Source organism: Streptomyces sp. NPDC046122 (assembly GCF_056429965.1).
In genome coordinates, this window is sequence record NZ_JBWKLQ010000001.1 from 994,167 (window position 1) to 1,018,287 (window position 24,121).

The following is a 24,121-nucleotide window of genomic DNA, read 5'->3' on the forward strand; positions in this document are numbered from 1 at the left end:
AGCGGCGGGCACGAGTGCCCACGCTTCCCCCGGTGAGCCGGGAAGGACGATGTGAGCAGGGTGTTTGTGCAGGTCAGCGGGGCGACCAGGAGTGCGGGGTAACGGGACGATGCACGTCGTCATCATGGGCTGCGGGCGAGTGGGAGCCGCTCTCGCGCAGAACCTTGAACAGCAGGGGCACACGGTCGCAGTGATCGACCGGGACCCCACGGCCTTCCGCCGCCTGGGTTCCGGTTTCGGCGGCCGCAGGGTCACCGGGGTCGGCTTCGACCAGGACACCCTCCGCGAGGCGGGCATCGAGGACGCGGGCGCGTTCGCGGCGGTCAGCAGCGGTGACAACTCCAACATCATCGCGGCCCGGGTGGCCCGCGAGATGTTCGCCATCGAGAACGTCGCGGCCCGTATCTACGACCCGCGGCGCGCCGAGGTCTACCAGCGCCTGGGCATTCCGACGGTCGCCACGGTCCGCTGGACCGCCGACCAGATGATGCGCCGGCTGCTGCCCTCGGGCGCCGAGCCGTTGTGGCGCGACCCGAGCGGCGGCGTGCAGCTCGCGGAGGTGCACACCTCCCCCGCCTGGATCGGCCACAAGATCAGCCGGCTCCAGGAGGAGACGGGCGTGCGCGTCGCTTTCCTCACCCGCCTGGGCGAAGCGGTGCTGCCGACCTCCCAGACGGTGCTCCAGGAAGGCGACCTGGTGCACGTGATGATGCGTACGGACGAGATCGCGAAGGTCGAGGCGGCCTGTTCGCACGGCCCCGAGGAAGGCGGTCAGGCATGAGGGTCGCCATTGCGGGGGCCGGCGCGGTGGGACGTTCCATCGCGGGCGAGCTGCTGGAGAACGGGCACGAGATCCTGCTCATCGACAAGGCGCCGACCGCCATCTCGGTGGAGCGCGTGCCGCTCGCCGAGTGGCTGCTGGCCGACGCCTGCGAGATCACCTCGCTCGACGAGGCGGCGCTCCAGCGCTGCAACGTGGTGATCGCGGCGACCGGTGACGACAAGGTCAACCTGGTCGTCTCGCTCCTCGCGAAGACCGAGTACGGCGTGCCGCGCGTGGTGGCCCGCGTCAACAACCCCAAGAACGAGTGGCTGTTCACCGAGGCCTGGGGCGTCGACGTGGCGGTCTCCACCCCGCGCCTGATGTCGGCGCTGGTCGAGGAGGCGGTGAGCGTGGGCGATCTCGTACGGCTGCTGCGCTTCAGCCACGGCGACGCCAACCTCGTCGAGCTGACGCTGCCGCCCGAGTCGGCGCTGGCGGGCACGCAGGTCGGGGACGTCGACTGGCCCGAGGACACCTCGCTGGTGACGATCATCCGCGGTACGCGGGTGCTCACGCCGAGCCAGGAGGAGACCCTGGAGGCCGGCGACGAGCTGCTCTTCGTGGCCGCCCAGGCCCGTGAGGAGCAGCTGGAGGACCTGCTGTCGGTCCGCAAGGAGGACGCGGCGAGCTGACCGCGTCCGCACGCACGACGTGAGCGGGGCCCGGAACCACGACGGTTCCGGGCCCCGCTCGCGTACGTACGTACGTACGGGCAGGTCAGGCCTCGCGCTGCGCGGAGGCAGCGGCGGCGGCCGCCTTGCGCTCCTTCTCGGCCTTCTCCTGCGCCTCCATCTCCGCGAACACGTCGATGGGCGGCGGGGCCTTCGCCAGGAAGACCCACGTCAGGTAGACCGCGAGCAGGAACGGCGGGATCTTGAGCGCGACCAGCACCCAGCCGAGCTGGGTGGTGTCGGCCCACCAGTACAGCGGGAAGAGGATCGCGCACTTGGCGAGCAGGATCAGGCCCCAGGCCCAGCTGGCCTTCGCGTACGCCTTCTTGCGTCCCGGGTTGCGCGTCCGCCAGGAGAGGTTCTCCTTGAAGATCGGACCGAGGATCAGGCCGATCAGCGGGACGCCCGCGAGCGTGGTCACGATGTACGCGAGGGCGAGGCCCAGGGTGTAGATCATGCCCGGCAGGTAGAAGTCCTTGGCGTTGCCGGTCATCATCGCGAAGACGACGCCGAAGGCGACCCCGAAGACACCGCTGAAGGCGTGCTTGACCGTGTCCCGTCGGATCAGCCGTACGGCGACGAGCAGCAAGGACACCGCGAGCGCTGCGACGGCCGAGACGTGCAGGTTCTTGTTGACCGTGTAGATCGTCACGAACAGCAGGCCGGGGAGCACCGTCTCCACCATGCCCCGCAGGCCGCCGAACGCCTCGAACAGCGCGGCCTCCGTCACGGCCCTGGAGTCCTGGGCCTCAGCGGCCTGCGCGTCGGCGGCCTGGTTTCGCGCGCTGTCGTGATCCGTCGCGGTCGGCTTGTCGAGAGACGTCACCGGCTACTCCTGTCCGAGCGGTCGGAGCTCGTATTTGGGATTGAATAGCACCCGGCGGCCGTGGCTCATGGAGATACGGCCCGAGGCGATGAGCCTGCGGCCCGGTTCTATGCCCACGATGGAACGGCGGCCAAGCCACACGACGTCCAGGGGCGCGGTGCCGTCGAACAGTTCCGCCTCCAGGGCGGGGACACCGGCCCGCGGACGCAGGGTGACCGTCCGCAAGGTACCAGTCACCTTCACCACCTGGCGGTCGTCGCAGTCGCAGATGCGTGAGCACCCCGCGGCCTGGGCGTCCTCCTGGAGCTCCGCGGAGTGCAGGTCCTCCTGCGAGGTGGACAGCCGGTCGAGCATCCGGCGGAACCGGCCGGCGGGCTTCTCCGAACGTGGTACGGCACTCATACACGAAGCGTACCGGGGAGCGGGCCCGCCCGGATCACCCCGCGTCGCCCCGCTGTCCCGTCGCCCTCGCGTCACCCCCGCTCGAACCGGTAGCCCATGCCGGGCTCGGTGACGAAGTGCCGGGGGTGCGAGGGGTCGGCCTCCAGCTTGCGGCGCAGCTGCGCCATGTAGACCCGCAGGTAGTTCGTCTCGGTGCCGTACGAAGGGCCCCAGACCTCCTGGAGGAGCTGTTTCTGGCCGACGAGGCGGCCGGTGTTCCGTACGAGCACCTCCAGCAGGTGCCACTCGGTGGGGGTCAGCCGTACGTCCCTGCCGTCGCGGTGGACCTTCTTGGCGGCCAGGTCGACGGTGAAGTCGCCCGCGTCGACGATCACGTCGTCCTCGGCGGCGGCGGCCGGCTCGGCCCTGCGGACCGCGGCACGGAGCCTGGCGAGCAGTTCGTCCATGCCGAAGGGCTTGGTGACGTAGTCGTCGGCCCCGGCGTCCAGCGCCTCCACCTTCTCGTCGGACGTGTGACGGGCGGAGAGCACCAGGATCGGCACCCGGGTCCAGCCGCGCAGCCCCTTGATGACCTCCACGCCGTCCATGTCGGGCAGGCCGAGGTCGAGGACGACCACGTCGGGGTGGCGGGCGGCGGCGAGCCGCAGCGCGGTGGCGCCGTCGGCGGCGGACTCCACCTCGTAGTGGCGCGCCTTCAGGTTGATCACGAGGGCGCGCACGATCTGTGGCTCGTCGTCGACCACGAGCACCCGGGTCATGGAGTGCCTGCCTTTCTGCGGGAGGTACGGGACTGCGCGCGGGGCCGGGTCACGCGGTGATCCGGGCGGGGAGGTGCGGGCCCGGAGGTGCGGGCCCGGTGGCCGCCTTGAGGGTCAGGATCATGGTCATGCCGCCCCCGGGGGTGTCCTCGGCGGTGAGCGTGCCGCCCATGGACTCGGCGAAGCCTCGGGCGACGGCGAGGCCCAGGCCCACCCCGGCACCGCGCGGAGCGTCGCCGTAGCGCTGGAACGGTTCGAATATCCGGTCCTTCTCGCCGTCGGGAACCCCGGGCCCGCGGTCCGCGACGCGCAGTTCGACGCGGTCGCCGAGCGCGCTGGCGGCGACCTGGACGGGAGCGCCGCCGGGGCTGTACTTGACGGCGTTCTCGACGATGTTGGCGACGGCGCGCTCCAGGAGGCCGCGATCGACCGCCACCATCGGCAGGGTCTCAGGGATGTCGAGGCCGACGCTTTCGGCGGGTACGCCGACGAGCGCCATCGGGACGACCTCGTCGAGGCCGGTCTCGCGGATCAGCGGGGTGACCGTGCCGGTCTGGAGCCGGGACATGTCGAGCAGGTTGCCGACGAGGTGGCCGAGGCGGTCCGCACCGTCCTCGATGCCCGCGAGCAGTTCGGCCTCGTCGGCGTCCGACCAGGCCACGTCGTCGGAGCGCAGGGACGACACGGCGGCCTTGATGGCGGCCAGCGGGGTCCGCAGGTCGTGGCTGACGGCAGCGAGCAGGGCGGTGCGGATGCGGTTGCCCTCGGCGAGTTTGCGGGCCCCCTCCGCCTCCCCGACCAGGCGCTGCCGGTCCAGTACGACGGCGGCCTGCGCGGCGAACGCGCCGAGCACCCGGCGGTCCTCGGCGGGCAGGACGCGGCCGCTGAGCGCCAGGGACATGTGGTCGCCGACGGGCATGTCCACGTCGGCGTCCTCGGGGCGGGCCACCGGCCGGGGGCCGGCGCTGCCCGCGCAGGTCCACGGGTCGACGTCGCTCGTCCGTTCCAGGAGCGCCACGGATTCCATGGCGAACGTCTCCCGGACCCGTTCCAGCAGGGCGTCGAGCGCCGTCTCGCCGCGCAGCACGCTGCCGGCGAGGAAGGAGAGGATCTCCGACTCGGCGCGCAGCCGGGCCGCCTGCTGGGTGCGGCGGGCCGCCAGGTCCACCACCGAGGCGACCGACACGGCCACCGCGAAGAAGATCACGATGGCGACGAGGTTCTCCGGGTCGTCGATCGTCAGGGTGCGGGTGGGCGGCGTGAAGTAGTAGTTCAGCAGCAGCGAGCCCACGGCGGCCGAGGCGAGCGCGGGCAGCAGCCCGCCGATCAGGGCCGCGATCACGGTGAGGAATAGGAAGAGCAGGACGTCGTTGGCGAGCCCGGGGCCGTTCTCCACCCTGGTCAGCAGCAGCGACAGCAGGACGGGGCCGAACACGCCGACCAGCCGGCCGGAGACGATCCGGGCCCGGCCGAGGCGGGCGCCGCGCGCGACGGGCAGACCGCGCCCCCTGGCGACGTGGTCGTGGGTGACGATGTGGACGTCGAGGTCGGGCCCGGAGTCGCGGGCCACGGTGGCGCCGACGCCCGGTCCGAAGACGTACTGCCAGGTCTTGCGCCGGCTGGAGCCGAGCACGATCTGGGTGGCGTTCACCCCGCGCGCGAACTCCAGCAGAGCGGAGGGCACGTCGTCGCCTATGACGTGGTGGAAGGTGCCGCCGAGATCCTCGACGAGGGTGCGCTGCACGGCGAGTTCCCTGGGCGACGCCGACGTGAGGGCGTCGCTGCGGGCGATGTAGACGGCGAGGATCTCGCTGCCGGAGCCCTTGGCCGCCATGCGGGAGGCCCGGCGGATGAGCGTACGGCCCTCGGGTCCGCCGGTGAGGCCGACGACGATGCGCTCGCGCGCCTGCCAGGTGGAGCGGATGTTGTGCTCGCCCCGGTACTGCTGGAGGTACTCGTCGACCCGGTCGGCGACCCACAGGAGCGCCAGCTCGCGCAGCGCGGTGAGGTTGCCGGGGCGGAAGTAGTGGGAGAGCGCGGCGTCGAGTCTGTCCGGCTTGTATATGTTGCCGTGAGCCATGCGGCGGCGCAGGGCCTGGGGCGACATGTCGACCAGCTCGATCTGGTCGGCCCGGCGCACGACCTCGTCGGGCACGGTCTCCCGCTGCCGTACGCCGGTTATCGACTCGGCGACGTCGCCGAGGGACTCCAGGTGCTGGATGTTGACGGTGGAGATGACGTCGATGCCGGCCTGGAGCAGCTCTTCGACGTCCTGCCAGCGCTTGGCGTTGCGGGAGCCGGGGACGTTGGCATGGGCGAGTTCGTCGACGAGGGCGACGGCGGGGCGGCGTTCGAGGACCGCGTCGACGTCCATCTCGGTGAGGACGGCGGAGCGGTGTTCGAACGCGCGGCGCGGGATCTGTTCGAGCCCGTGCAGCAGCGCTTCGGTGCGGGGCCGGTCGTGGTGCTCGACCACGGCGACGACGCAGTCGGTGCCGCGCTCGACGCGCCGGTGGGCCTCGGAGAGCATGGCGTACGTCTTGCCGACACCGGGCGCCGCACCCAGGTACATCCTCAGCTTGCCGCGTCCCATGGCCTCATTGTCTCCAGAAGCGTGCCGCGCCCCGACGGGGCGGCCCTGGTGACGCTACAGCCGGAGAGGCGGCGAAACGGGGCGTGCGGACGCGTACGGGCGAGACGCTTACGCGCCCGCGTGCGCCCGAAGCCGACAGCGGACGCCGTCAGCGGTGTCCGACAAGACCGGCCGCCCCTCAGTTCGGGCATCCGGTCGGCAAGGTCCAGGGGCTGGGCGTCGTGCGGGGTGACGGGCGCGGCTCCGCCTTCGCTCCGCACGACCGCGTCCGGCCGTTCCCTCGTGACCCCGCTCCCCCGTGCGGTCGTCCGGAACGGTCACGCTGCGCACGGCCTCCCCGGCGCCGGGACTGCGGCAGCGGCCGGGAACGCCGGTGGGCCGCACCCCCCGTCACGGGGAGTACGGCCCACCGGTCGCGCCGGGCTCGGGTCAGCGCACCTCGGTGATCTCGGGGCCGCGCTGGAGCTGCCCCATGCCGCCGGAGAAGCGCGAGCCGTCCTGCTCCTCCTGCTGCACGCCCTCGGGCACCATCTGGGCGTCGTTCGGGAGCTTGAGGACGATCGGGTCGCGCGGGGCCATCGGCCCCTCGCCCCGCACGACCACGGTGTCCTTGAAGACGTGCTCCAGTACGCCCGCGGCCTGCGGCTGCACCGCGCCCTGACCGGAGATCACTCCGCGCAGGAACCAGCGCGGTCCGTCGACGCCGACGAAGCGCACCATCTGGACGCCGCCCGTGCCGTCGGGCAGCTGCACGGGAACCTGCGCGCGCAGCTCCCAGCCCAGCGGGCCCTCGACCTCGTCGATGATGCCGCCCTGCTGCGTGATGCCGGAGGCGATCTCCTCGCGGACCTCGCCCCAGATGCCTTCCTTCTTGGGAGCCGCGAAGGCCTGGAGCTGTACGGCGCTGTCGCGCAGTACGACCGTCGCCGCCACGATCGCGTCGCCCGCGACCTCGACCCGCAGCTCCATGCCCTCGACCCCGGGCACGAACAATCCGCCCAGGTCGACCCGGCCCTCGCCGGGCTCCATCACCTCGGACACGTCCCACGGACCGTCCGGGCGGGGTGCCGGCGGCAGGTTCACCCTGCGTACCGACCCGTCGCCGTCCGCGGCCTCGTCAGGCTCGACGTCGTCGACGACCTGCTCGGCCTCGCCCGCCACATCCGCTGTGTTGGCGGGCTCGCTCTTCTTGCGACGTCCGAACACGTCACTGTCCTTCCCGGTCGGATACGACCGATGCGTATCGATTCCCACCCGCCCGGCCGTCCACGGCCGCATGACCGCCGGTGGAACCGAAGCCCCCCTCGGCCCGCGCCGAGCCGGGAAGCTCCGCGACCTCGTGGAAGCGCACCTTCTCGACCTGCTGGACGACCAGTTGGGCAATCCGGTCGAAGCGCTCGAACCGCACGTTTTCGCGCGGGTCGAGATTGACCACGATCACCTTGATTTCCCCACGGTACCCGGCATCCACCGTCCCCGGGGCATTCACGAGGGCGACTCCACAGCGGGCAGCGAGACCGGATCGCGGGTGCACGAAGGCCGCGTACCCGTCCGGCAACGCGACAGACACCCCGGTGGGCAGCACCGCGCGCTCGCCGGGGGCGAGCTCGGCGGCCTCGGTGGTCACCAGATCGGCTCCCGCGTCACCCGGATGCCCGTACGAAGGAAGGGGCACGTCCGGGTCGACCCGGCGGATCAGCACGTCTACGGGACTACGGGTCACGGGTTCACCTCGAAGGCGCGGGCGCGCCTGGCCTGATCGGGGTCGGCCATGGCCGCCCGGATCTCCTCCGGGCGTCCGTTCTCGATGAAGTGGTCGACCTTGACTTCGATGAAGAGGGCGTCGGCGCGGACCGCCACGGGCCCGTCAGGGCCTCCGATGCGTCCGGTCGCCGTGGAGTAGATCTTGCGGCCGTGGACCGCGGTCACCTCGGCGTCGAGGTGCAGCACGGTGTCCACCGGCACCGGACGGACGAAATCGGTCTCCAGCCGGCCGGTCACCGCGATCACCCGCAGGAGCCAGTTCAGCGAGCCGAGCGTCTCGTCGAGCGCCGTGGCCAGTACGCCGCCGTGTGCGAGGCCGGGAGCGCCCTGGTGGGCGGGCCTGACGGTGAACTCGGCCGAGACGCGCACGCCTTCGCCCGCGCGGGCCTGGAGGTGCAGCCCGTGAGGCTGTTCCCCGCCGCAGCCGAAGCAGTGCGCGTAGTGCGCTCCGAGCAGCTCACCGGGCGGCGGTGCGTCCGGGTGCCGGACCGGGGCTATGGCGTCGGCCGGGGGCTTGAGGGCCGCGGACCCGGGGGCCGTCTCCCGGGAGTTCTCAGTACTCACAGGCGCAGACCTTACCCGCGCGCGTACGCGCAGGTCGCGCCGTGCCAAGCTTGGTTTCATGCAGCCTTCCGCCCCGCAGTACGCAGAACGCCTGACCGCCCCCCGCTCCTGGTGGATCATCGCCGGCCTCGCCGGCGTCGCGGGCGGACTGATGCTGCTGCCCCTGGGTCTCCTGCCGATGCTGGGCGGGCTCGTCGGCGCCGGGGCGCTCGCCGCGGCCGGCGTCAGCACGTACGGCTCGCAGCGGATCCGGGTGGTCGGGGACGCGCTGATCGCCGGGGACGCCCGTATCCCGGTCTCCGCCCTGGGCGAGGCCGAGGTGCTGGACGCCGAGGAGGCCCGCGCCTGGCGGTCGCACAAGGCCGACACCCGCGCCCACATGCTGCTGCGCAGCTACATCCCCCGGGCGCTGCGCGTCGAGGTCACCGACCCGGCCGATCCGACGCCGTACCTGTACCTCTCGACGCGGGACCCCGAGGGCCTGGCGGCCGCTCTGGCGGCCGTACGGGCGGGCTAGCTCGCCGGCTCCCCGGGGCCGGGGTCCAGCTCGATCTGGGGCTGCTCCGGCTTCTCCAACGGAGGCAGCTCGGGCAGCGCGTCCCAGGGGATCTGCGCGGCGCGCAGATCTCTGCGGATGCGTTCGGCGAGGTTCCTGGTGTCGCGGCGGTTCATCACGGCGCCGACGGCGGCGCCGACCATGAACGGCATGAGGTTCGGCAGGTTGCGGACCATGCGCTTCATGATCTGCTGCCGGAGCTGGCGCTTCATCTGCGTGCCGAGCGCCGTGTTGTACGTGGCCGGTTTGGACACGTCGATGCCCCGCTCCTGGGTCCAGGAGGTGAGGTAGGCGGTGCTGCGCTGGGCCCGCCCGCCGGGCGGCCGCAGGCCGTAGACCTCGTGCAGTTCCGCGATGAGCTTCAGCTCGATCGCGGCCACGCCGGTGACCTCGGCAGCCAGCTCGGCCGGCATCGCGGGGGGTACGGGCAGCATGGCCGCGGCGCCGACGCCCGCCCCCACGGTGGAGGTCGCGTTGGCCGCGCCCGCCACCAGTTTGTCCGCGATCTGCTCCGGGCCGAGGCCCGGGAAGTGCCTGCGCAGGGTCGGCAGGTCACGTACGGGAACGCGCGGCGCGATCTCGACGACCCGGTCGGCGAGATAGCCGATGCCGGCCTTCGCGCCCTGGCCGCCCTTCCGTACGCCCTGCCTGACAGCCGCCAGGCGCCGGGCCCGCGCAGTGGGCCCTTCCGCCGTTTCGAGCGAGGCCGGCAGGCCCCGCTCGTCGTCACGTGCGCCGACGGCCGCGCTCACGTCGTGCGGCGCCTCCGGCGAATCCTTGCGCCGGAAGCGCTTCTTCCAGGACGGTGTCGCGCCTGCCACGGCCGGCCGTCCCTAGTCGCAGTCGCGGCAGATCGGCTGGCCGTTCTTCTCCCTGGCCAGCTGGCTGCGGTGGTGCACCAGGAAGCAGCTCATGCAGGTGAACTCGTCGGCCTGCTTCGGCAGGACACGTACGGCGAGCTCTTCGTTGGACAGGTCGGCGCCGGGCAGTTCGAGCCCTTCCGCCGCCTCGAATTCGTCCACGTCAACGGCCGATGCCGTCTTGTCGCTCCGACGGGCCTTGAGCTCTTCAAGGCTGTCCGAATCGACGTCGTCATCGGTCTTGCGTGGGGTGTCGTAATCCGTTGCCACTGTCGCTCTCCCCCTCTGGGTAGTTGCGGTGTCTCAGCGCACGTAACGCGTGAGAGGCCGGACTTGTGCCCGACCTGAGGCGGAGATTTTGCCTCACATCAAGGTCTGTTACTCAATCGACACCCAACCGATCCCCCGGGGGGCGGTCGGTTTGGATGGCGATCGGGACCGTACACGGTCCTCATGCCCTGCTTCGCGAGCGCCACCTCGTGTACTTCCCGTTATCTCACCCCCTGGAAACCCGGACTTTTCCCGGTTTTCCAGGGAAGTTCGCGATCACGGAGAGTGGATGACGAGTTATCGGCACCTGTGATCGAACACACACAGGCAGACCCGGGCAGGGTCCCGAAAATTCCGCTTAAAGCGAACAGCCGCGTTGGCTGCACGAAACACCTCAGACCGGAAGCGTTACGCGCATCACGAGGCCACCGCCCTCGCGGGGCTCCGCGATGATACGGCCTCCGTGGGCCCTCGCGACGCTGCGCGCGATCGAGAGGCCGAGACCCACGCCCTTGTCACTGCCCGTGCGCTCGGTCCTCAGCCGCCTGAACGGCTCGAAGAGGTTGTCGACCTCGTACGCGGGAACCACGGGACCCGTGTTCGAGACGACCAGAAGCGCCTGTCCGTGGGCGACCTCGGTGGTGACCTCGACCCAGCCGTCCTCCGGCACGTTGTAGCGCACGGCATTCTGCACCAGGTTGAGAGCGATCCGCTCCAGCAGGACGCCGTTGCCCTGCACGACGGCGGGCGCGCGCTCGCCCCGGATCTCCACGCCCTTCGCCGCCGCCTCGCCGTGCGCCTGGTCGATGGCGCGCGAGGCGACCTCGGCCAGGTCCACCGGCTTGCGCTCGACGATCTGGTTCTCGCTGCTGGCGAGCAGCAGCAGACCCTCCACGAGCTGCTCGCTGCGCTCGTTGGTGGCCAGCAGCGTCTTGCCGAGCTGCTGGAGCTCGGGCGGCGCCCCCGGGTCCGAGAGGTGGACCTCCAGCAGCGTCCGGTTGATCGCCAGCGGCGTCCGCAGCTCGTGCGACGCGTTGCCGACGAACCGCTGCTGGGCGGTGAACGCCCGCTCCAGCCGGTCCAGCATCTCGTCGAAGGTGTCGGCGAGCTCCTTGAGCTCGTCGTCCGGCCCGTCCAGCTCGATCCGCCGGGTCAGGTCGGTGCCCGCCACCCGGCGGGCCGTACGCGTGATCCTGCCGAGCGGCGACAGGACCCGTCCGGCCATCGCGTAGCCGAAGGCGAAGGCGATGACGCTGAGGCCGAGCAGGGCGAGCAGCGAGCGGCTGAGCAGCTCGTCGAGCGCCTGCTGCCGCTGGTGGTTGACGCAGGCGTTCATCGCCGCGTTGAACTGCTCGGGCGAGGGCTGGCTGGGCAGGTCGCGCAGGTCGCACACGGTGCTCTCGACCCTGCCGCTCACGATCTTGAACGGCAGGTCGCTGCCGACGGCGAGCGCCTGGGCGGCGAGCAGGTAGATGATCGAGAGCAGCAGGATGCCGGCGATCAGGAACATCCCGCCGTACAGCAGGGTGAGCCGTATCCGGATGGTCGGGCGGAGCCAGGGGAACGAGGGTTCCTGCTCCCTCGGGTCCCAGGTCGGTTTCGGCGGCGCGGCGGGGGGCGCCGGGGTCGAGGCCACGGCGCGTCAGATCCGGTAGCCGGAACCGGGCACGGTGACGATGACCGGCGGTTCCCCGAGCTTGCGGCGCAGCGTCATGACGGTGACCCGCACGACGTTGGTGAACGGGTCGGTGTTCTCGTCCCAGGCCTTCTCCAGCAGCTGCTCGGCCGACACGACGGCTCCCTCGCTGCGCATCAGCACCTCCAGCACCGCGAACTCCTTCGGCGCCAGCTGGAGCTCCTGGCCGTCGCGGAAGACCTCACGGCGGTTCGGGTCGAGCTTGATGCCGGAGCGCTCCAGGACGGGCGGCAGCGCGACCGTCGTACGGCGCCCGAGGGCCCGTACCCGCGCGGTCAGCTCGCTGAAGGCGAACGGCTTCGGCAGGTAGTCGTCGGCGCCGATCTCCAGGCCCTCCACGCGGTCGCTGACGTCGCCGGAGGCGGTGAGCATCAGGACGCGGGTGGGCATGCCCAGCTCGACGATCTTGCGGCAGACGTCGTCCCCGTGCACCAGCGGGAGGTCCCGGTCGAGCACGACGACGTCGTAGTCGTTCACCCCGATGCGCTCCAGGGCGGCCGCTCCGTCGTACACGACGTCGACGGCCATGGCCTCCCGGCGCAGTCCGGTGGCCACCGCATCGGCGAGCAGCTGCTCGTCCTCGACGACGAGTACGCGCACGTCGCAAATCCTTCCGCCGACTGCCCACGCGGGCAGGTGTGATCGATCGATGTGTGCTGCCATCCTGCCCCTTTCGGCCATAAACCGGCGGTAAGGCGGTAGGGCCGGAAAGACCCGGCGGACGGCCGTGAGGGGGGATTTCCATGATTCCCGGGCGAGTTGAGGTTTTCCTGAGGCGGGCTGTGGGGAGGACGACTGCACACCCCACGATCACGCCCTGTGTTCGGCACGCCACGTGATCGACCCCACCCCACCCCCGGCACACCCCCGTGCCGCCGACCCATGACGAGGGGGCGCAACCCATGGACGCTTTCACCGCAGGCCTGCTGCAGCGCATAAAGGCCACGGAATCCGACCTCACGATGGCTCGAGAGACGGGCGACGACTTCCTGGCGGAGGTGGAGCAGGCGGAGCTGGAGGACCTGCACCGCCTCGCCGCGGAGCACGGCGTACAGGTGACCGCCGCGAGCGCGTGACCTGCCCCGCCCGACCGTTCGGAGCACGTTGAAGCACGTCACGAGGGCCCCGGCGCCGGGCAGGCGCCGGGGCCCTCGCGCTGCGCCGGGGCGGGGTCTAGTCGTGCCAGGCGCCGAAGTCCTCCAGGAGGGCCTGGAGCGGGTCGAAGACGCCGGGTGACGCCGCGACCGTCAGCTCACCCGACGGCCGCTCACCGGGTCGCCCACCGGTCACCGCGCCCGCCTCCCGGGCGATCAGGTCGCCCGCGGCGAAGTCCCAGGGGCTGAGCCCGCGCTCGTAGTACCCGTCAAGACGCCCGGCGGCCACGTCGCACAGGTCGATCGCCGCCGACCCGCTGCGCCGGATGTCCCGAAGCAGCGGGATCATCCGCCGCGCGACGTCCGCCTGGTGGCTGCGCACCGTCGTGACGTAGTTGAAGCCGGTGGAGACCAGCGCCTGGTCGAGCGGCGGCGCGGGCCGCACTCGCAGCGGCGCGGCGCCGGCGTACGCGCCGCCGCCCCGTACCGCCTGGTACGTCTCGCCGCGCATCGGCGCCGCCACGACCCCCACCACGGTCTCACCGTTCAGCTCGGCCGCGATGGACACGGCCCAAGTCGGCAGGCCGTAGAGGTAGTTCACCGTGCCGTCGAGCGGGTCGATCACCCACCGGACGCCACTGGTGCCCTCACTGCTCGCGCCCTCCTCGCCGAGGAACCCGTCGTCGGGCCGGTGCTCGGCGAGGAAGCCGGTGATCAGCTTCTCGGCCGCGAGGTCCATCTCGGTGACGACGTCGATGGGGCTGGACTTGGTGGCGGCCACGCCGAGATCGGCCGGCCGCCCGTCCCGCAGCAGCGCTCCGGCCCGCCGCGCGGCCTCCAGGGCGATGTCGAGCAGCTCGGTCGAGAGGGGGTCGGTCACGGCTCTCCTCGGTTCAGGCGTACGGACTGTCGGCGCCCGCGGCCGCGGGCTTGGGCGACCTGGCCGGGCAGCACCCGACCGGGCACAGGTCGTGGCTCGCGCCGAGCGCCCCCAGCGCGCACCGCTCCACCACGAACCCCCGCTCGGCGGCGGCCCGCTCCAGAAGCAGCTCGCGCACGGCGGCGGCGAAGCGCGGGTCGGCGCCCACGGTCGCGGACCGCCTCACCGGCAGGCCGAGTTCCGCGGCCTTGGCGGTGGCCTCGGTGTCCAGGTCGTACAGGACCTCCATGTGGTCCGACACGAAGCCGATCGGGACCATCACGACGGCGGGCACGCCCGCGGCGTGCCGCTCCTCCAGGTGGTCGCAGATGTCCGGTTCCAGCCACGGGGTGTGCGGGGCCCCGCTGCGCGACTGGTAGACGAGCTGCCAGGGGTGCGCGACGCCGGTCTCCTGCCGTACCGCCTCCGCGACCAGCCGGGCGACGTCCAGGTGCTCGGCGACGTACGCCCCGCCGTCCCCGTGCTCCTCCACCGGACCCGAGGCGTCCGCGGCGGCCGTGGGGATGGAATGGGTCGTGAAGGCGAGGTGCGCCCCGGCCCGTACGCTCTCGTCCAGCTCGGCCAGTGACTTGAGCACCCCGTCGACCACGGGACGTACGAAACCCGGGTGGTTGAAGTAGTGCCGCAGCTTGTCGACGCGCAGCGGCTCGATTCCCTCGGTCTCCAGCGTCGCGAGCGCCTCGGCGAGGTTCTCGCGGTACTGGCGGCAGCCGGAGTACGAGGCGTACGCGCTCGTCGCGAGCACGGCGACACGGCGGCGGCCGTCGGCGGCGATCTCGCGCAGGGTGTCGACGAGGTACGGCGCCCAGTTCCGGTTGCCCCAGTAGACCGGCAGGCCGTCCAGACCGTGCTCGGCGAAGTCCTTGCGCAGGGCGTCGAGGAGGGCGCGGTTCTGCTCGTTGATCGGGCTGACGCCGCCGAAGAGGAAGTAGTGCTGCCCCACCTCCTTGAGCCGCTCCCTGGGGATGCCGCGGCCGCGGGTGACGTTCTCGAGGAACGGGACCACGTCGTCCGGGCCTTCGGGGCCGCCGAAGGAGAGAAGCAGCAGGGCGTCGTAAGGGGCTGGATCGCGCTGATCGGGCATGGGAACGATCCTGCCACCCGCGCGCGGCGGCGGTGAAACCGCCGTGCGGCACGCCGCGGGGCGACCGTAAGATGCAAGTTCCACCTATACGCCTTACCGGAGCGTCCCTTGCCCAGTCCGTACCGCGCGATCTTCGCCGTCCCAGGCACCAAGGCGTTCTCCGTCGCCGGTTTCTTCGGCCGGATACCGATCTCCATGATGGGCATCGGCATCGTCACCATGATCTCCGAGCTCACCGGCCGGTACGGGCTGGCGGGAGCCCTCTCGGCCACGCTCGCCATGGCGGCCGCGGTCATGGGGCCGCAGATATCGCGCTACGTCGACCGGTACGGGCAGCGCCGTGTCCTGCGCCCGGCCACGCTGGTGGCGGTGGCGGCCGTCACGGGGCTGCTGATCTGCGCCCAGCAGGGCGCGCCCGACTGGACGCTGTTCGTCTTCGCGGCGGGCGCCGGGTGCGTCCCGAGCGTCGGCTCGATGGTCCGGGCCCGCTGGGCCGAGATCTACCGGGGCTCCCCGCGCGAGCTGCACACGGCGTACTCCTGGGAGTCGATCGCCGACGAGGTCTGCTTCATCTTCGGCCCGATCATCTCCATCGGACTGTCGACCGCGTGGTTCCCGGAGGCCGGCCCGCTGCTGGCCGCCGTCTTCCTCACGGTCGGCGTCTTCTGGCTGACCGCCCAGCGCGCCACCGAGCCCGTCCCGCATCCGCGCGACGAGCACACCGGGGGCTCCGCGCTGCGCTCGGGCGGCCTCCAGGTGCTGGTGGCCACCTTCGTGGCCGTCGGCGCGATCTTCGGGTCGATCGACGTGGTGACGGTCGCGTTCGCCGAGGAGCAGGGCCACAAGGCGGCGGCCAGCCTGGTCCTCGCCGTGTACGCGCTCGGCTCGTGCCTCGCGGGAGCGGTCTTCGGCCTGCTCCATCTCAAGGGGCGGGCGTCCACGAGGTGGCTGGTGGGCGTCTGCGCCATGGCCGTGAGTATGATCCCCCTCCTACTGGCCGGGAACTTGCCGTTGCTGGCCGTGGCGCTCTTTGTCGCGGGCCTTTCCATCGCACCCACGATGGTGACCACCATGGCTCTCATCGAGCAGCACGTACCGCGCGCCAAACTGACCGAGGGCATGACCTGGACCGGGACCGGGCTCGCCGTCGGCGTCGCTCTCGGTTCCTCGGCCGCAGGCTGGGTGGTCGACGCGGCGGGGGCGGACGCGGGGTACGCGGTGCCCGTCGCGTCGGGAGTTCTCGCGGCCCTCGTGGCGTTCCTTGGGTATCGCCGGCTTCGCACGCCGGCACCGACGCGGGGAGGGCACGGGACTGATGGCCGGCACATCGAGGACGGCGTCCAGGACAGCGAGCACGTGGCGTAACTGGGCGGGGAACGTCACCGCCCGCCCCGCGCGGGAGGTGACCCCCGCCTCTGCCGAGGAGCTCGCCGAGGCCGTGCGCAGGGCGGCTGAGGACGGCCTGAAGGTCAAGCCGGCCGGCACGGGCCACTCCTTCACCGCGGTCGCCGCGACCGACGGCGTGCTGATACGCCCCGACCTGCTGACCGGCATCCGGGCGATCGACCGGGAGGCCGGGACCGTGACCGTGGAGGCGGGTACTCCGCTCAAGCGCCTGAACGTGGCGCTCGCCAGGGAGGGCCTGTCGCTCACGAACATGGGCGACATCATGGAGCAGACGGTCGCCGGCGCGACCAGCACGGGGACGCACGGCACGGGGCGCGACTCCGCCGCGACGGCCGCGCAGATCCGCGCGATGGAACTGGTCCTGGCGGACGGGTCGCTGCTCACCTGTTCGCCGAACGGGACCGCCGAAGAGCGAGAGGTCTTCGCGGCGGCCAGGGTGGGGCTCGGCGCGCTGGGCGTCGTCACGGCGATCACCTTCGCCGTGGAGCCCCTCTTCCTGCTGACGGCGCGCGAGGAGCCGATGACGTTCGACCGGGTCACGGCCGACTTCGACGCGCTGCACGCCGAGAACGAGCACTTCGAGTTCTACTGGTTCCCGCACACGGGCAACTGCAACACCAAGCGCAACAACCGCAGCGCGGGCCCGGCCGCCCCGCCCGGCCGCGTCAGCGCCTGGGTGGAGGACGAGCTGCTCTCCAACGGCGTCTTTCAGGTGGCCTGTTCGGTGGGCCGCGCCTTCCCCGCGGCGGTGCCCGCGATCGCCAGGGTCTCCAGCCGCGCGCTCTCCGCCCGTACCTACACGGACATCCCCTACAAGGTGTTCACCAGCCCGCGCCGGGTGCGCTTCATGGAGATGGAGTACGCCGTTCCGCGCGAGGCGGCCGTCGCGGCGCTGCGCGAGGTGAAGGCGCTGATCGAGCGCTCGCCGCTGCGCGTCAGCTTCCCGGTGGAGGTACGCACCGCCCCGGCGGACGACATCACGCTCTCCACCGCGTCCGGCCGGGACACGGCGTACATCGCCGTGCACCTCTACCGGGGGACCCCGTACCAGGCGTACTTCACCGCGGTCGAGCGCATCATGACGGCGCACGGCGGGCGGCCGCACTGGGGCAAGGTGCACACGCGCGACGCGGAGTACCTGGCCGGGGCGTACCCGCGCTTCGCCGAGTTCACGGCGCTGCGCGACCGCCTGGACCCGCAGCGCCTCTTCGCCAACGACTACCTGCGCCGGGTCCTGGGCGACTAGCCCGGCCGCCTCGTCACGGGGACGGCGTGCCCTCCGGCGAGACGCCGGGCGGCCGCCCGGACGGCGACCGCGACGGCGTGGTCTTCTCGCGGTGCTGCTCGCCGCCGCGCAGGACGTTGCCGACCGTGCTGCCCCCGCCGCCGCTGAGGTCGCCGCCCGAGACCAGCTCGTACGCCGTGACGCCCCCCGTCGCCACGACGAAGACGACCAGGGCCGCGACCAGGGACCGCCGCTGGCCCCGGACCCGCGTGCCGTGCGTGGTGGGGTCGGTGAACTGTCCGTCCGTCAGGCCCGCCGGCCCCGCGGCGGTGTGCGGCACCCCCGTCCGCCCCTCCTCGCCGGCCGGGCCGCCCGCCGGCGCCTGACGGCCCTTCGGCTTCGCGTGGACCGTGACCCCGCGGATCTGTTCCCCGGTGCGCCGGAACAGGTGCTGGAAGAGCGTGCCGCCACTGGCCGCGACGACGCTGACCACTCCCGCGCCGATGATCGTCCCGTACACGCCCAGTTCGGACCCCAGCACGGCCGCCACGACCGCGGCGACCGCGCTGCCCGCGATCCGAGCCACACTCAGGTCGAGTCGGCTCCTCCCCGTCGGCTCCGGGCTTCCCGTCCGTGCTCAGCCTCCGAATACCCATCTCACCCATCTGGCCCATCTGTTCCACCTCGCAACAGAAAGGGACATGTGGGCGAAGTGGATAGTTCCGCTTCGGGGAATTCTGTGAAGGAGGCCACTTGAGAGGGGTTGTGGCGGCAGAGCGGGCACTTCAACTCCCGTACCGCATGAGAAGTTCGGTGGCGCGCCGGTCCACCCCCATGGCCCGAATGGAGTACTGTGGCGAGCCCTGGGTCCGGCCTCCATCGCGGGCGCCCGCTGCTCACGGTGACGAAGCGGTCACCGTAAGTGGCGAAACGGTAACCGTGCCATAACGGCGATCTCGGGCTGATGCCCGACACGCCGGGCTACGGGGCAAGGTTGTGGCAGGCTGCACCCGGGCAGGCCACACTCGACTAGCGGAAGCAGCGACGCACGTGACGTCGGCAGGCACCACCCGGGAGGTTCCCATGCCCGAACTGCGTGTCGTGGCCGTCTCCAATGACGGCACACGACTGGTGCTGAAGGCTGCTGACAGCACGGAGTACACGCTTCCGATCGATGAGCGGCTGCGTGCCGCGGTGCGCAACGACCGCGCCCGCCTCGGCCAGATCGAGATCGAGGTGGAGAGCCACCTCCGGCCTCGGGACATCCAGGCGCGTATACGAGCCGGCGCCTCCGCGGAGGAGGTCGCCCAGCACGCCGGCATCCCCGTCGACCGCGTCCGCCGGTTCGAAGGTCCGGTGCTCGCCGAGCGCGCCTTCATGGCCGAGCGCGCGCGCAAGACTCCCGTACGCCGCCCCGGGGAGAACACCGGGACCGGGCCGCAGCTCGGCGAGGCGGTGCAGGAGCGGCTTCTGCTGCGCGGAGCCGACAAGGAAACGGTCCTGTGGGACTCCTGGCGGCGCGACGACGGCACCTGGGAAGTCCTGTTGGTCTACCGCGTGGCGGGCGAGCCCCATTCCGCGAGCTGGACGTACGACCCGCCCCGGCGGCTCGTGCAGGCCGTGGACGACGAGGCGCGCGCGCTGATCGGTGAGACGGACGACACGGCCGCCGCGCCCGAGCCGAGCTTCCCGTTCGTGCCGCGGATCGCCCGGCTGCCCAGGGACCGGCCGCTCGACCGCTCGCTCGACCGTCAGCTGGAACGGCCCGCTTCGCCCGCGTCCGACGCGGACGAGGGCGGCCCGGGCGAACGGGACTCGCTGACCAGCCTGCTGGAGGCGGTGCCGAGCTTCCGCGGCGACATGGTGGTGCCCGAGCGGCCGGCCCCGGCCTCCGAGCCGCCGACGACCGAGCCCGACGCGGCGGAGGAGCCGGAGGCGGAGGAGCCCGCGGCCTCCGCGGCCTCGGGGGCGGGCGCCGCGTACGCCGATGTGCTCATGCCGCGCGCCGTCGCCGGCCACCGCGACCGGCTCACCGGTACGACGGACCGCCAGGCAGAAGCCGACGGCGTGCGTCCCGGACGGCGGGCGGCCGTACCGAGCTGGGACGAGATCGTGTTCGGCACACGTCGCAAGAAGCAGGACTAGACGCCTTGAGCGAAGGGGCCCGTACGGATGGCGTACGGGCCCTTCGGCATGCGGAGTTACCCCGATTACCGGCTTTACCGGATCCGCCGGCCCTACCGGGGTTCGGCTCCGGTGGCCACCGGGCGGGACGCGTCGGCGGACCATTCCGACCACGACCCCACGTACAGCGCCGCCGGGATGCCCGCGACCTCCAGGGCCAGGACCTGCTGGGCGGCCGATACACCGGATCCGCAGTAGACGCCGAGCGGGCGGTCCCCTCCGGCGCCGAGAGACGTGAAACGGGCGGCCAGTTCGGAGGCCGGCAGCAGGCGGCCGTCGGGGCCGACGTTCTCCATGGTCGGGGCGGAGACCGCGCCCGGGATGTGGCCGGCTACGCGGTCGATCGGCTCCACCTCGCCCCGGTACCGCTCACCCGCCCGCGCGTCGAGCAGCAGTCCGGTGCGGGCCAGTTCGGCGGCGCCGTCGGCGTCAAGGAGCGGCACGGCTCCGGGGACTGGCTTGAAATCGCCGGTCGCCGGGGTCGGGACCTCGGTCTCGACCGGGCCCGTCCAGACCGCGAGGCCGCCGTCCAGGACGCGTACGTCGGGGTGGCCGGTCCAGCGCAGCATCCACCAGGCCCGCGCCGCCGCCCAGCCCTGCCCCCCGTCGTACACGACGACGGGGGTGTCGTGACGGACGCCCGCGCGGCGCATGACCGCGCCGAACTCCTCCGTGCCGGGGAGCGGGTGGCGGCCCCGGGCGCCGGGCGGATCGGCAAGTTCCGCTTCGAGGTCGACGAAGACGGCTCCGGGGAGGTGCCCCTCCTCGTACGCGGCGCGGCCGTGCGGTCCGCCCATCTGGTAGCGGACGTCGAGGAGTACCGGCGGCCGGTCTCCGGTCAGCGCGCCGGTGAGTTCGGCTGCGGTGATGATGGCATTCATAGGTGCCATCCTTGCGCAGCCCTCGATGCGACCGACACCGTACAGCCAGGGAGTCGAAACGGGATGGGAGATGCCAAAACGGGCATTCTTCCACGGGAACCCAGAGAAAGCGGCGCGGCCGGGACGCGCCGCACGACAGGTGGTGCAAGCATCTGCACGGGCGCGCCCGTTCACGGCTTCGGCATGGGCGCCCGTTCCCGCACGACCACCACGATGGTCCGAGGAGAGAGTGACGATGACCGAGGCAGCGACCCGGCGGCGGACGCCCGGTGCGCCCTGCTGGGTGAGTCTGATGGTGCACGGCCTGGCCACCACGCAGGAATTCTACGGAGCCCTGTTCGGCTGGGAGTTCCGGCCGGGACCGCAGCAGCTCGGCCCGTACGTACGGGCGATGCTCGACGGACAGGAGATCGCGGGCATCGGGCAGCTGCCGCCCGACCGGCATCTGCCCATCGCCTGGACGCCGTACTTCGCCAGCGACGACGCCGGTGTCACGGCCGAGTCGATCCGGAGCCACGGCGGCACGGTCGGGGTCGGGCCGCTCGACGCGGGGGACGCCGGCCGGATGGCGATCGCCTCCGACCCGGCGGGCGCGGTCTTCGGCGTCTGGCAGGCAGCGGCCCATCTCGGCACGGCGATCGCCGGCGCCCACGGCACGCCGGTCTGGAACGAGCTGATGACCCGTGAGGCGTCGATGGTCGGCAAGTTCTACGCGGCCGTGTTCGGGCATGAGGTGGAGGCCGGGGCCTCGGCCGACTTCGACCAGCTGACGCTGCGTCTCGCCGGCCGGCCCGTCGCCTCCGTGCAGGGCGTGGGCCAGGCGCTGCCGCGCGACCGCGGCGCGCACTGGATGACGTACTTCGAGGTCGCGGACACCGACGGGTCCGCCCGCATGCTGGCGGAGCTGGGCGGGCATGTGCTGCGGCCGCCCCATGACGCCGCCGCCGGGCGGGTGGCGTGCGTCGCGGACCCGGAGGGCGCGGTGTTCACGATCGTGACGACGGCGACCGGCTGACGGACTCGGTGAGGGAGGACGGGTCGACGGGCAGCACGTCGGGCGACAGTGCCCCGGCGTGCGCGGCGGCGGCCGTCATCCGCCGCCGGTGGTGGCGGCGGCACAGCACCTCGTAACCGATCTCGTCCGGCGCCTGGTTGACGTCGCCGACGACGACCTGGGCGCCCTCGACGACCATTTCGCCCCCTATGGTGCGGGCGTTGTGCGTGGCCCGCGCGCCGCACCAGCACAGCGCCTCGACCTGGAGGACCTCGACCCGGTCGGCGAGTTCGACCAGGCGCTGCGAGCCGGGGAAGAGCTTGGAGCGGAAGTCGGTGGTGATGCCGAACGCGAACACGTCGAGTTCCAGGTCGTCCACGACGCGGGCGAGCTGGTCGATCTGCTCGCCGGCCAGGAACTGCGCCTCGTCGACGATCACGTAGTCGGCCCGGTTGCCCTGGGAGAGGTGGGCGACGAGGTACGCGTAGAAGTCGAAGCCGTCGGCGGCCTCCACGGCGTCGGTGACCAGGCCCAGGCGGGAGGAGAGCTTGCCCGCGCCCGCGCGGTCGTCGCGCGTGAAGATCATGCCCTGGAGGCCGCGGGTCGACCGGTTGTGCTCGATCTGAAGAGCGAGGGTGCTCTTTCCGCAGTCCATCGTTCCGGAGAAGAACACCAGCTCGGGCATGAGGGGTTGAGGACCTTTCGGGTCTGTGCGGGGGGAGTCGGGAGTTACGGGCGGACTTCGATGAGCGGGACGAGCTGCTCGGCGGCCGTCATGGAGCCGTGCATGCCCACCATCGCGGACTCGTGCGGCTCCCGGCGCGACGCGACGACCACGACGTCGTCGCGGGCCGCGGCGACGACGTCGCCGATGCGCCCCCGCACCCGCTCGTCGACCACCGGGCCGAACCAGCCGGCCGCGACGGCCTCGTCCCGGCTCGCCACCCAGAACTGCTCGCCGAGCACCTCGCGCCAGACGGTGAGCACGTCGTTCTCGGCGCCCGGGACGGCGTACACGTGGCGGGCCCGGCCCTCGCCGCCCAGCAGGGCGACGCCGGCGCCCAGCTCCCAGTCCTCGTCGAAGTCGATGCGCGACTGCTCGTCGAAGGGGATGTCGATCATGCCGTGGTCGGCTGTGACGTAGAGCGCCGAGCGGGGCGGGAGCTGCTCGGCGAGGCGCTGGGCGAGCCGGTCGACGTACATCAGCTGGCCGCGCCAGGCGTCGGAGTCGATGCCGAAGCGGTGGCCCTTGCCGTCGACCTCGCTGTAGTACGTGTAGACGAGCGAGCGGTCCCCGGCGGCCAGTTCGCCGGCGGCCAGGTCCATCCGGTCCTCGCCGGTCAGCCTGCCGCGGAACGTGCCGCCGCTCAGCGCGATCTTGGTCAGCGGGGTGTGCTGGAAGTCGGGCGAGGACACCTGCGCGGTGTGCACGCCCGCGGCGTCCGCGAGCTGGAAGACCGTGGGGTACGGCTGCCATGCGTGCGGGTCGGTCCACGGCTTCCAGCGCAGCTGGTTCATCAGCGCGCCGGTGGCGGGGTCGCGGACGGTGTAGCCGGGCAGGCCGTGCGCGCCGGGCGGCAGGCCGGTGCCGACCGAGGCGAGGGAGGTCGCGGTGGTGGCGGGGAAGCCGGCCGTGAGCGGGCGGCCCGTGCCGCCGCGCGAGCTGCCCAGGAGGGAGTGGAGGAACGGGGCCTCGTCCGGGTGAGCCTTGATCTGCTCCCAGCCGAGGCCGTCGATCAGGAACACGCAGTTCCGGTCGGCGGGCGTCAGCTCGGGGATCGCGGCGGTCGTGCCGGGTACGCCCATGCCTGCCGCCAGGGTCGGCAGGAGGTCGGCGAGCGATCCGGCGCCGTACTCGGGGACGGGCGCGGTGTCCAGAGCGAGCGGAACCGGGTCGGACCAGGCGGGCTGCGCCATCAGCGGTCGGCCGCGGCGGTCGCTTCGGAGAGCGCCTGGGCGAACGCGAGCGTCTGGCGCACGGTGTCCGGACCGTCGCCGGCCTCGCTGACGCGCAGGCTCAGGTCGTCGGCGGTGGTGTTGCCGGTGTAGCCGTGGTCGGCCTCGCAGTTGGGGTCGCCGCAGGCGGCGGGCTCCAGGTCGATGCGGGACACGGCGCCCCAGCCGATGGTCAGGACGACCTCGCGGGGCAGGGTGCCCGGAACGTACTTCTCCGGGTTGGCGACGACGCGGCTGACCACGACGGAGGAGATCCGGTCGAGCTTGACCGACTCCGTGGAGGTGGTGGCGTACGGCGCCGGGGAGGTGGTGTCGGCAGCCTGCTCGTCGGTGTGGCTGACGATGAAGCGGTTGCCCGTGAGGACGAGGACCGTGACGTGCCGGCGGACCTCGTTGGAGTCGAACGTCGTCTCCTGGTGCACGAGGTAGGAGGCGACCGGCTCGCCGCCTACAGCGGCCTCCACCGCTTCGGCCACGAGGGCCGGGTAGTAGCCGCTGCGCTCGATCGCCGCGCGCAGCCCCTGGGTCGTCGTACCGGTCTTCGCCATGTCCTCCATCCTACGGGGCGCCGGG

Annotated in this window: 26 protein-coding genes; 8 read left to right on the forward strand and 18 right to left on the reverse strand. The window is 72.2% G+C overall.

All coding sequences use genetic code 11. The features are described 5' to 3' along the window. The first annotated feature begins 109 nt into the window (after positions 1 to 109). A complete protein-coding gene (locus tag AC07FK_RS04265; protein ID WP_479102353.1) occupies positions 110 to 781 on the forward strand; it encodes a potassium channel family protein in 672 nt (223 codons plus the stop codon). Continuing rightward, positions 778 to 1,455, forward strand: a complete 678-nt coding sequence (locus AC07FK_RS04270; protein ID WP_454373362.1) for a potassium channel family protein — start codon at positions 778 to 780, stop codon at positions 1,453 to 1,455. Before AC07FK_RS04265 ends, AC07FK_RS04270 begins: the two co-directional genes overlap by 4 nt. Before the next feature lie 85 nt (positions 1,456 to 1,540). Here AC07FK_RS04270 and AC07FK_RS04275 read toward each other — a convergent pair whose 3' ends face one another. From AC07FK_RS04275 to AC07FK_RS04305, 7 genes are all read right to left on the reverse strand, one after another. Further along, positions 1,541 to 2,320, reverse strand: coding sequence for a DUF3159 domain-containing protein (locus tag AC07FK_RS04275; protein WP_479102354.1), 780 nt, complete (start codon positions 2,318 to 2,320; stop codon positions 1,541 to 1,543). Between the two features lie 3 nt (positions 2,321 to 2,323). Further along, positions 2,324 to 2,722 (reverse strand): OB-fold nucleic acid binding domain-containing protein, encoded by a 399-nt coding sequence (locus tag AC07FK_RS04280; RefSeq protein ID WP_214972983.1) that lies wholly within the window; start codon positions 2,720 to 2,722, stop codon positions 2,324 to 2,326. 71 nt (positions 2,723 to 2,793) lie between these two features. Beyond that, positions 2,794 to 3,480: a response regulator gene (locus AC07FK_RS04285; RefSeq protein ID WP_479102356.1), complete on the reverse strand. Its 687-nt coding sequence runs from the start codon at positions 3,478 to 3,480 to the stop codon at positions 2,794 to 2,796. Positions 3,481 to 3,529: 49 nt separating this feature from the next. After that, a complete protein-coding gene (locus AC07FK_RS04290; protein WP_479102357.1) occupies positions 3,530 to 6,073 on the reverse strand; it encodes an ATP-binding protein in 2,544 nt (847 codons plus the stop codon). 429 nt (positions 6,074 to 6,502) lie between these two features. Continuing rightward, positions 6,503 to 7,279: a DUF3710 domain-containing protein gene (locus tag AC07FK_RS04295; RefSeq protein WP_479102359.1), complete on the reverse strand. Its 777-nt coding sequence runs from the start codon at positions 7,277 to 7,279 to the stop codon at positions 6,503 to 6,505. A gap of 1 nt (position 7,280) precedes the next feature. Beyond that, positions 7,281 to 7,796: a dUTP diphosphatase gene (dut, locus tag AC07FK_RS04300; RefSeq protein WP_479102360.1), complete on the reverse strand. Its 516-nt coding sequence runs from the start codon at positions 7,794 to 7,796 to the stop codon at positions 7,281 to 7,283. Next, the gene (locus AC07FK_RS04305) at positions 7,793 to 8,335 is read right to left on the reverse strand and encodes a PaaI family thioesterase (protein ID WP_479102589.1); all 543 of its coding nucleotides are present in this window, start codon (positions 8,333 to 8,335) and stop codon (positions 7,793 to 7,795) included. The genes dut and AC07FK_RS04305 overlap by 4 nt, the downstream gene beginning before the upstream one ends. Before the next feature lie 124 nt (positions 8,336 to 8,459). Here AC07FK_RS04305 and AC07FK_RS04310 point away from each other — a divergent pair, with 124 nt between their 5' ends. Next, entirely contained in the window at positions 8,460 to 8,918 is a 459-nt protein-coding gene (locus AC07FK_RS04310; protein ID WP_479102362.1) for a DUF3093 domain-containing protein, read from the forward strand. Here the strand turns inward: AC07FK_RS04310 and AC07FK_RS04315 are convergent. The 4 genes from AC07FK_RS04315 to AC07FK_RS04330 all read right to left on the reverse strand — a co-directional run bounded on the left by AC07FK_RS04315 (position 8,915) and on the right by AC07FK_RS04330 (position 12,383). After that, the gene (locus AC07FK_RS04315) at positions 8,915 to 9,778 is read right to left on the reverse strand and encodes a hypothetical protein (RefSeq protein ID WP_479102364.1); all 864 of its coding nucleotides are present in this window, start codon (positions 9,776 to 9,778) and stop codon (positions 8,915 to 8,917) included. The two genes, AC07FK_RS04310 and AC07FK_RS04315, sit on opposite strands and share 4 nt — an antisense overlap. Before the next feature lie 12 nt (positions 9,779 to 9,790). Next, positions 9,791 to 10,087: a DUF4193 domain-containing protein gene (locus AC07FK_RS04320; RefSeq protein ID WP_028814145.1), complete on the reverse strand. Its 297-nt coding sequence runs from the start codon at positions 10,085 to 10,087 to the stop codon at positions 9,791 to 9,793. A 394-nt stretch (positions 10,088 to 10,481) separates the two neighbouring features. After that, positions 10,482 to 11,723: a sensor histidine kinase gene (locus tag AC07FK_RS04325; RefSeq protein ID WP_479102366.1), complete on the reverse strand. Its 1,242-nt coding sequence runs from the start codon at positions 11,721 to 11,723 to the stop codon at positions 10,482 to 10,484. Between the two features lie 6 nt (positions 11,724 to 11,729). Continuing rightward, positions 11,730 to 12,383 (reverse strand): response regulator transcription factor, encoded by a 654-nt coding sequence (locus tag AC07FK_RS04330; RefSeq protein ID WP_479102368.1) that lies wholly within the window; start codon positions 12,381 to 12,383, stop codon positions 11,730 to 11,732. 302 nt (positions 12,384 to 12,685) lie between these two features. On the opposite strand from AC07FK_RS04330, the gene AC07FK_RS04335 reads away from it, so the two are divergent. Next, positions 12,686 to 12,859 carry a hypothetical protein gene (locus tag AC07FK_RS04335; protein ID WP_167518296.1) on the forward strand — a complete coding sequence of 58 codons (174 nt, stop codon included), beginning with the start codon at positions 12,686 to 12,688 and terminating at the stop codon, positions 12,857 to 12,859. A gap of 97 nt (positions 12,860 to 12,956) precedes the next feature. Here the strand turns inward: AC07FK_RS04335 and AC07FK_RS04340 are convergent, their stop codons facing one another. Together AC07FK_RS04340 and AC07FK_RS04345 are read right to left on the reverse strand one after the other, a co-directional pair. Then, positions 12,957 to 13,757, reverse strand: coding sequence for an inositol monophosphatase family protein (locus AC07FK_RS04340; protein ID WP_479102371.1), 801 nt, complete (start codon positions 13,755 to 13,757; stop codon positions 12,957 to 12,959). Positions 13,758 to 13,770: 13 nt separating this feature from the next. Further along, entirely contained in the window at positions 13,771 to 14,901 is a 1,131-nt protein-coding gene (locus AC07FK_RS04345) for a ferrochelatase (RefSeq protein WP_479102372.1), read from the reverse strand. Between the two features lie 108 nt (positions 14,902 to 15,009). On the opposite strand from AC07FK_RS04345, the gene AC07FK_RS04350 reads away from it, so the two are divergent. Together AC07FK_RS04350 and AC07FK_RS04355 are read left to right on the forward strand one after the other, a co-directional pair. Further along, the gene (locus tag AC07FK_RS04350; protein WP_479102374.1) at positions 15,010 to 16,266 is read left to right on the forward strand and encodes an MFS transporter; all 1,257 of its coding nucleotides are present in this window, start codon (positions 15,010 to 15,012) and stop codon (positions 16,264 to 16,266) included. Then, entirely contained in the window at positions 16,217 to 17,554 is a 1,338-nt protein-coding gene (locus tag AC07FK_RS04355) for a D-arabinono-1,4-lactone oxidase (RefSeq protein ID WP_479102375.1), read from the forward strand. The genes AC07FK_RS04350 and AC07FK_RS04355 overlap by 50 nt, the downstream gene beginning before the upstream one ends. Before the next feature lie 13 nt (positions 17,555 to 17,567). On the opposite strand, the gene AC07FK_RS04360 is transcribed toward AC07FK_RS04355, so the two are convergent. After that, the gene (locus AC07FK_RS04360) at positions 17,568 to 18,119 is read right to left on the reverse strand and encodes a hypothetical protein (protein WP_479102377.1); all 552 of its coding nucleotides are present in this window, start codon (positions 18,117 to 18,119) and stop codon (positions 17,568 to 17,570) included. Positions 18,120 to 18,616: 497 nt separating this feature from the next. Here AC07FK_RS04360 and sepH point away from each other — a divergent pair, with 497 nt between their 5' ends. Continuing rightward, positions 18,617 to 19,678, forward strand: coding sequence for a septation protein SepH (gene sepH, locus AC07FK_RS04365; RefSeq protein WP_479102378.1), 1,062 nt, complete (start codon positions 18,617 to 18,619; stop codon positions 19,676 to 19,678). Positions 19,679 to 19,770: 92 nt separating this feature from the next. Here sepH and AC07FK_RS04370 read toward each other — a convergent pair whose 3' ends face one another. Then, positions 19,771 to 20,598, reverse strand: a complete 828-nt coding sequence (locus tag AC07FK_RS04370; protein WP_479102379.1) for a sulfurtransferase — start codon at positions 20,596 to 20,598, stop codon at positions 19,771 to 19,773. A 235-nt stretch (positions 20,599 to 20,833) separates the two neighbouring features. On the opposite strand from AC07FK_RS04370, the gene AC07FK_RS04375 reads away from it, so the two are divergent. Then, on the forward strand, positions 20,834 to 21,613 hold the full coding sequence (locus AC07FK_RS04375) for a VOC family protein (RefSeq protein ID WP_479102380.1): 780 nt from the start codon (positions 20,834 to 20,836) through the stop codon (positions 21,611 to 21,613). Here the strand turns inward: AC07FK_RS04375 and AC07FK_RS04380 are convergent. Genes AC07FK_RS04380 through AC07FK_RS04390 form a run of 3 tightly spaced genes read right to left on the reverse strand, consistent with a single transcriptional unit; the run spans position 21,585 to position 24,096 of the window. After that, on the reverse strand, positions 21,585 to 22,277 hold the full coding sequence (locus AC07FK_RS04380) for a thymidine kinase (RefSeq protein WP_479102381.1): 693 nt from the start codon (positions 22,275 to 22,277) through the stop codon (positions 21,585 to 21,587). The two genes, AC07FK_RS04375 and AC07FK_RS04380, sit on opposite strands and share 29 nt — an antisense overlap. Before the next feature lie 44 nt (positions 22,278 to 22,321). After that, positions 22,322 to 23,509, reverse strand: a complete 1,188-nt coding sequence (locus AC07FK_RS04385) for an alkaline phosphatase family protein (protein WP_479102383.1) — start codon at positions 23,507 to 23,509, stop codon at positions 22,322 to 22,324. After that, entirely contained in the window at positions 23,509 to 24,096 is a 588-nt protein-coding gene (locus tag AC07FK_RS04390) for a DUF5998 family protein (protein WP_069930387.1), read from the reverse strand. The genes AC07FK_RS04385 and AC07FK_RS04390 overlap by 1 nt, the downstream gene beginning before the upstream one ends. Positions 24,097 to 24,121 lie beyond the last annotated feature (25 nt).

Bases quoted from the DNA above. Each gene is read 5' to 3' on its own strand.
- AC07FK_RS04265 (WP_479102353.1), top strand. From the start codon at position 110: ATGCACGTCGTCATCATGGGCTGCGGGCGAGTGGGAGCCGCTCTCGCG.
- AC07FK_RS04270 (WP_454373362.1), top strand. From the start codon at position 778: ATGAGGGTCGCCATTGCGGGGGCCGGCGCGGTGGGACGTTCCATCGCG.
- AC07FK_RS04280 (WP_214972983.1), bottom strand. From the start codon at position 2,722: ATGAGTGCCGTACCACGTTCGGAGAAGCCCGCCGGCCGGTTCCGCCGG.
- AC07FK_RS04285 (WP_479102356.1), bottom strand. From the start codon at position 3,480: ATGACCCGGGTGCTCGTGGTCGACGACGAGCCACAGATCGTGCGCGCC.
- AC07FK_RS04290 (WP_479102357.1), bottom strand. From the start codon at position 6,073: ATGGGACGCGGCAAGCTGAGGATGTACCTGGGTGCGGCGCCCGGTGTC.
- AC07FK_RS04310 (WP_479102362.1), top strand. From the start codon at position 8,460: ATGCAGCCTTCCGCCCCGCAGTACGCAGAACGCCTGACCGCCCCCCGC.
- AC07FK_RS04335 (WP_167518296.1), top strand. From the start codon at position 12,686: ATGGACGCTTTCACCGCAGGCCTGCTGCAGCGCATAAAGGCCACGGAA.
- AC07FK_RS04345 (WP_479102372.1), bottom strand. From the start codon at position 14,901: ATGCCCGATCAGCGCGATCCAGCCCCTTACGACGCCCTGCTGCTTCTC.
- AC07FK_RS04355 (WP_479102375.1), top strand. From the start codon at position 16,217: ATGGCCGGCACATCGAGGACGGCGTCCAGGACAGCGAGCACGTGGCGT.
- sepH (WP_479102378.1), top strand. From the start codon at position 18,617: ATGCCCGAACTGCGTGTCGTGGCCGTCTCCAATGACGGCACACGACTG.
- AC07FK_RS04370 (WP_479102379.1), bottom strand. From the start codon at position 20,598: ATGAATGCCATCATCACCGCAGCCGAACTCACCGGCGCGCTGACCGGA.
- AC07FK_RS04375 (WP_479102380.1), top strand. From the start codon at position 20,834: ATGACCGAGGCAGCGACCCGGCGGCGGACGCCCGGTGCGCCCTGCTGG.
- AC07FK_RS04380 (WP_479102381.1), bottom strand. From the start codon at position 22,277: ATGCCCGAGCTGGTGTTCTTCTCCGGAACGATGGACTGCGGAAAGAGC.
- AC07FK_RS04385 (WP_479102383.1), bottom strand. From the start codon at position 23,509: ATGGCGCAGCCCGCCTGGTCCGACCCGGTTCCGCTCGCTCTGGACACC.
- AC07FK_RS04390 (WP_069930387.1), bottom strand. From the start codon at position 24,096: ATGGCGAAGACCGGTACGACGACCCAGGGGCTGCGCGCGGCGATCGAG.